This window comes from Halomonas sp. NPDC076908 (assembly GCF_050269715.1).
In the GTDB taxonomy this organism is placed as follows: domain Bacteria; phylum Pseudomonadota; class Gammaproteobacteria; order Pseudomonadales; family Halomonadaceae; genus Vreelandella.
In genome coordinates, this window is the sequence record NZ_JBNNIW010000076.1 from 1 (window position 1) to 4,625 (window position 4,625).

At 54.2% G+C, this 4,625-nt stretch carries 8 protein-coding genes and 1 pseudogene; 4 read left to right on the top strand and 5 right to left on the bottom strand.

The window, feature by feature from the left end:
* Window positions 1–149 precede the first annotated feature (149 nt).
* The 3 genes and pseudogenes from ACQKE4_RS20045 to ACQKE4_RS20055 all read right to left on the bottom strand — a co-directional run.
* Window positions 150–224, bottom strand: a pseudogene (locus ACQKE4_RS20045) (alkylphosphonate utilization protein); the annotation flags it as partial.
* 148 nt (window positions 225–372) lie between these two features.
* On the bottom strand, window positions 373–831 hold the full coding sequence (locus tag ACQKE4_RS20050) for a GNAT family N-acetyltransferase (RefSeq protein WP_427389981.1): 459 nt from the start codon (window positions 829–831) through the stop codon (window positions 373–375).
* Window positions 815–1,189: a winged helix-turn-helix transcriptional regulator gene (locus tag ACQKE4_RS20055; RefSeq protein ID WP_427389982.1), complete on the bottom strand. Its 375-nt coding sequence runs from the start codon at window positions 1,187–1,189 to the stop codon at window positions 815–817. Before ACQKE4_RS20055 ends, ACQKE4_RS20050 begins: the two co-directional genes overlap by 17 nt.
* Window positions 1,190–1,279: 90 nt before the next feature.
* On the opposite strand from ACQKE4_RS20055, the gene ACQKE4_RS20060 reads away from it, so the two are divergent.
* The 4 genes from ACQKE4_RS20060 to ACQKE4_RS20075 all read left to right on the top strand — a co-directional run bounded on the left by ACQKE4_RS20060 (window position 1,280) and on the right by ACQKE4_RS20075 (window position 3,975).
* Window positions 1,280–1,606 carry a nuclear transport factor 2 family protein gene (locus ACQKE4_RS20060; RefSeq protein ID WP_427389983.1) on the top strand — a complete coding sequence of 109 codons (327 nt, stop codon included), beginning with the start codon at window positions 1,280–1,282 and terminating at the stop codon, window positions 1,604–1,606.
* Window positions 1,606–2,379 carry an SDR family oxidoreductase gene (locus ACQKE4_RS20065; RefSeq protein ID WP_427389984.1) on the top strand — a complete coding sequence of 258 codons (774 nt, stop codon included), beginning with the start codon at window positions 1,606–1,608 and terminating at the stop codon, window positions 2,377–2,379. The genes ACQKE4_RS20060 and ACQKE4_RS20065 overlap by 1 nt, the downstream gene beginning before the upstream one ends.
* Window positions 2,380–2,503: 124 nt before the next feature.
* On the top strand, window positions 2,504–3,334 hold the full coding sequence (locus tag ACQKE4_RS20070) for an AraC family transcriptional regulator (RefSeq protein WP_427389985.1): 831 nt from the start codon (window positions 2,504–2,506) through the stop codon (window positions 3,332–3,334).
* Window positions 3,335–3,363: 29 nt separating this feature from the next.
* Window positions 3,364–3,975 carry a LysE family translocator gene (locus ACQKE4_RS20075; RefSeq protein WP_427389986.1) on the top strand — a complete coding sequence of 204 codons (612 nt, stop codon included), beginning with the start codon at window positions 3,364–3,366 and terminating at the stop codon, window positions 3,973–3,975.
* Here ACQKE4_RS20075 and ACQKE4_RS20080 read toward each other — a convergent pair.
* Both ACQKE4_RS20080 and ACQKE4_RS20085 read right to left on the bottom strand, forming a co-directional pair.
* The gene (locus tag ACQKE4_RS20080; protein WP_427389987.1) at window positions 3,959–4,279 is read right to left on the bottom strand and encodes a hypothetical protein; all 321 of its coding nucleotides are present in this window, start codon (window positions 4,277–4,279) and stop codon (window positions 3,959–3,961) included. The two genes, ACQKE4_RS20075 and ACQKE4_RS20080, sit on opposite strands and share 17 nt — an antisense overlap.
* 95 nt (window positions 4,280–4,374) lie before the next feature.
* Window positions 4,375–4,625: hypothetical protein (locus tag ACQKE4_RS20085; protein WP_427389988.1), on the bottom strand; the 251-nt coding region annotated here is incomplete at its 5' end.

Genomic DNA, 4,625 nt, shown 5'->3' on the forward strand with positions numbered 1-4,625 from the left:
TCTCATGGGGGTAACCTCGTGTGGGCAAATGTGAGGTTACTGTAGGGCGAATGTCAGCCGGGCGGCAGGACGTCTTAGAATGAACGCTTACCTTTTATCGTCACTGTGTCTTCCACCTCAGCCTCAGAAGGGTTCCATTCGTGGGCTCACTCTGGGCAGATGAAAAGGCTTTGATCCTGATAGACGAATTCAGATTGGCAATTGGGGCAAGGTGGGCACGACATGAATGATGACTTCTGTGGTTTGATTTAGGCTGCTTATGATACTGAGCCTGTGCAACCTTGGCGAATGCCTCTCGTTTGCCCAGGAAAGGAGAAGCAAGGATGAGCAAGCCTGATTTAAGCGCCAGCATATTGTGCTTCGCCTGCCTGGTTAAACGTTCTGGTTATCTCCATTCACGAACGAATAGAGCAAAATATCGGATCGGCACGCCCAGCCCTGGTTGGCCCAGAATGTTTTGGCAGCTTCGTTCTCGGGAAGAATCATCAGGTGTGATTTTTGGATGCCTTCGATCTTGAGCGCTTCCAGGCAGAGGCTTACCAGCCGTGTTGCGATGCCTAAGCGGCGATGGGCGTCCGATACCGACAAGTGCTGAACATAGCCGCGCTTGCCATCGTGTCCCGCCATGATCGTTCCCACCAGCTCCCCTTCTGCTTCTGCCACAAAGCTCAGGCCGGGATTGCGCAGCAGGTATTTCTCAATACCTTCCCGTGAATCGGCATCGCGCAGCCGCACCCCCTCACTTTCGCCCCACAGGGCAATGGCGGCGTCGTAGTCGTTGATGGTCATGGTGCGGTAATGCATTAGGCGGCTCTCATTGGGTGGCGGCATCGTCTTGTTCGTTCTGCTCGACAGGGTTGTTGAAGTGATCCTTCTGCTCTGCCCATTTCAGCAAGGCATCCAGCACCGGGCAGAGCGTTTGTCCCCATTCGGTAAGGCGATACTCCACTTTCGGCGGTACCTGGGGATAGACTTTGCGGGCCACAATGCCATCCGCTTCCAGTTGGCGTAGCTGTTGGGCCAGCATTTTCTGGGAGATGTCAGGGATGAGTTTTCCGAAATCGGAGTAGCGCTGCACTTTTCCATCGAAGAGATGAAAGAGAATAATGAGCTTCCAGCGCCCTTCCAACATTTTTAATGCATTTTCCACATCGCTTGCGGCGGTAGTGGGCGTATAAATCTTTCTCATTGGTAAGCCACTTACCTTTTTGTGCGTTCTTGATAACGCGTCAGTCTAGGCAGAATATTCTCTCACATTAACTTACGAGAGATGACCATCATGAGCTTGTCACTTCCAGACGCGATCACCACTTACTTCAGCATCAGTAACGGGGCGGACGATACCCACCTTGGCGAATGCTTTACCCAAGATGCCAGTGTGTTTGATGAAGGAGAGACACACCGCGGGCGAACCGCTATTCAAGCTTGGATGCGCGCCACCCGTGACAAGATTGAGTATCGCGTCGAGCCGGTCAGTGTTTCCCAACAAGGCAACAAAATGGTGGTTACCGCCACGGTGACCGGCAACTTCCCCGGCAGCCCGGTGCAACTTGACCACACTTTCCAGCTTGCCGATACGCAAATCCAGTCATTGGAGATCCACTAATGAACCTGAACTTGAACGGGCGACGTGTATTGATCACCGGTGGTAGCAAAGGGGTTGGCGCTGCCGTGGTGTCACTCTTTCGCGAGGAAGGCGCGCAGGTACTGACAGCCGCCCGTACTCGCCCCGCTTCCCTGCCTGATGAGCTGTTTGTAGCCGCTGACCTGACGACGGCCGAAGGCTGTACCACGGTGGCCGATGCGGTCAACGATCGCTTGGGCTGGGTGGATATTATCGTTCACGTACTGGGTGGTTCATCCGCCCCCGGCGGCGGGTTCGCTGCCCTTGGGGAGGAGGAGTGGCAGCGCGAGCTCGACATCAATCTGTTTCCCGCCGTGCGGCTGGATCGCGCCCTGTTGCCCGGCATGCTTTCCCAGGGTGATGGGGTGATTATCCACGTAACCTCCATTCAGCGTGAACTCCCCCTGCCCGAGTCGACCACGGCCTATGCGGCTGCCAAGGCGGCGCTATCCACTTATAGCAAGAGCTTGTCCAAGGAAGTCTCACCCAAAGGGGTGCGTGTGGTTCGGGTTTCACCGGGCTGGATCGAGACGGAAGCCGCCGTTGCACTAGCAGAGCGGATTGCCCAACAGGCTGGCACTGATTACGAGGGCGGCAAGCAGATCATCATGGCCTCGCTGGGCGGCATCCCTATTGGCCGACCCTCGAAGCCTGCTGAAGTGGCCAACCTGATTGCGTTTCTGGCATCACCGCTGGCGGCCACCATCACGGGAACGGAGTATGTGATCGATGGCGGTACTGTGCCTGTTGTTTGAGATTAGTTGATACCACCCCCTGTAATGACTTACCGATCAGCGATGACGTTTAGCAATTATGTACAAGCATTGAGAGGTAGCGATGGCATAAGCTAGGTGGTGTGACTAATCAGGAGGGGGCGGCATGAGTAACGCAAGCCGGTTTCAATTCATCAAGAGCCAGCACGTGCCAACGCTGACGGTGCTTCATGCTGCCATTGAGGATTTCAGCTACGACCGCCATGCCCACGAGGAGTATGCTTTCGGTGTCACCCTGGCGGGTCGTCAGGATTTCTTCAGCGGCGGGCGGTTTCACCGCAGCCCTCCTGGCAACGTTATTCTGTTTAATCCCGAACAAGTTCACGATGGCGAACCCGGTGGTGAGCACGTGCTGGATTATCTAATGGTGTATGTACACCCTGAACAGGTTAACGCGCAGTTTGCGGAAGTTTTGGGTCATGAAAAGTCGGTGTGCTTTCGTTCACGGAGCACGCTGATTCAGGATGTTCCGCTGCGCAACGCCATTTTGGAACTGGCGCGCTTGATCACGTCTCACACCGATAGCTGTATCGATCAGGAGAATGCGCTTTATCAGGTCATCGAGCGGACCGTTCAGCTTGGTGGCATTGCTCAGCCAAGCCAAGTGACCACCCGCCCCGATGCCTTGCTGGGGCTGGCTAAAGCATATATTCACGCTCACTTGGATACGGATATCTCCCTCGATGACATCAGCCAAGCGGCTCATCTTTCCAAATACCACTTCTTGCGACTGTTTCGTCAGCAGTACGGCATCACGCCGCATCAGTATGTGATCAATTGCCGAATCAATGCGGCCCGTTCTGCCCTGGATGTCGGTGCCTCGTTAACCGAGGTCGCTTTGCGCTATGGGTTTGCCGATCTTAGCCATTTCAATCGCCGCTTTAAGCGTATTTATGGCATGACGCCCCACCAGTACCAGCGTGATATCGCGCGCTAACACCTAACTACCAAAATAGAGGTTTTACCATGCTAGCAATTGTCGCCTATGCCCTGGGCGCTATGTATTCGCCTGGGCCTGTGAATCTGCTTGGCTTGAACGTTGGTATCAGTGGCCAAGCCAGGCAATCGGTGGGGTTTTGCCTTGGCGTGGGCACCGCAATGCTGGCGTATTTATTGGTATTGGGCTGGGCGGGCGCTGCATGGATCGACGATGACGCGCTGGTGGTAGTCAGCGCGCTAGGCTGCAGTTATATCGTTTATCTCGCGATCAAGCTTGCCCGCTCAAGCGCGGATTTAAGTTCGCTAGACAATGCCCCTCGGCTACTCAATTTTCGCGATGGGCTGGTCATGCAGTTGCTGAATCCGAAAGCTCTGATGGCTACCTTACCGATTACCACTCTGCAGTTTCCGGCCGCTGGCATTCATGGGCTTAGTTTAGTGGTGTGGGCGTTCGGGCTGGCGCTGCTGGCCGCAGGCGCCCCCGGTAGCTATATCGCGATTGGCAGCGCGGTAGGCAGCCGTGTTAAGAGCCCGGCAATCGTTAAGGGCTTTAATTGGTTAATGGCTGGGTTGCTGGTAGTAGTGGCGGTTTCGATAGGCGTGGAGCATGTATGGCTGCCGCTTACTGCCCGAAGCTGATGCCCAGCCTTAGTGCTTGTAGGCCATCAAATTCGACCGTTACTTCATCAGAAAACAGAGGGTGGCCCTGTACTGCCAAATCCAGCGTTGCTTGGGAGCCGCGGTAAGTCACGGTGACAGCGATTTCCGCAGAGGTGCTAACCGGCGCCAGCACATCATACTCAACGTTATCGATGCTAACAGCGGAAAGGCCGCGGCTATCCAACTGTTCCTGGATTTCCCGCTCAACAACAACCCCGTAATAGAAGTAGATGCCAGCGTAGCCAAGCGCTACCAATACTATTAGTGAAAAGAGCTTTCCCATTTTTTCTCTCGAGTTTTTTAGGCGCTTAAATAGTTACTGCCTGCAATTATTAGGACATGTAACCATTGATCATAACTATTTTATATCAAGCTTATTTACGCCATTTGCTGCCAATGCGATACATCTTGGATGCTCAATATATCGTCGTGCTCTAGCTCACATGCGGCGTTTGAGCGAAGCGTAGACCTTACCTTTATCGCGTTTTCCGACGGCAATGACATAAATAAATAGCTCATCGTCAATGACTTCATACCTGAATCCGTGAAGCCGGCGCCGACACTTTCCCTATCACCGCCAGCGAGCACTTTTTGATCCTTCGCCCCGTGCAAGTTGGCTTTCGCAAGCC

Coding starts and splice junctions, on each gene's coding strand:
- ACQKE4_RS20050 (WP_427389981.1), bottom strand. CDS start 831: ATGCCGCCACCCAATGAGAGCCGCCTAATGCATTACCGCACCATGACC.
- ACQKE4_RS20055 (WP_427389982.1), bottom strand. CDS start 1,189: ATGAGAAAGATTTATACGCCCACTACCGCCGCAAGCGATGTGGAAAAT.
- ACQKE4_RS20060 (WP_427389983.1), top strand. CDS start 1,280: ATGAGCTTGTCACTTCCAGACGCGATCACCACTTACTTCAGCATCAGT.
- ACQKE4_RS20065 (WP_427389984.1), top strand. CDS start 1,606: ATGAACCTGAACTTGAACGGGCGACGTGTATTGATCACCGGTGGTAGC.
- ACQKE4_RS20070 (WP_427389985.1), top strand. CDS start 2,504: ATGAGTAACGCAAGCCGGTTTCAATTCATCAAGAGCCAGCACGTGCCA.
- ACQKE4_RS20075 (WP_427389986.1), top strand. CDS start 3,364: ATGCTAGCAATTGTCGCCTATGCCCTGGGCGCTATGTATTCGCCTGGG.
- ACQKE4_RS20080 (WP_427389987.1), bottom strand. CDS start 4,279: ATGGGAAAGCTCTTTTCACTAATAGTATTGGTAGCGCTTGGCTACGCT.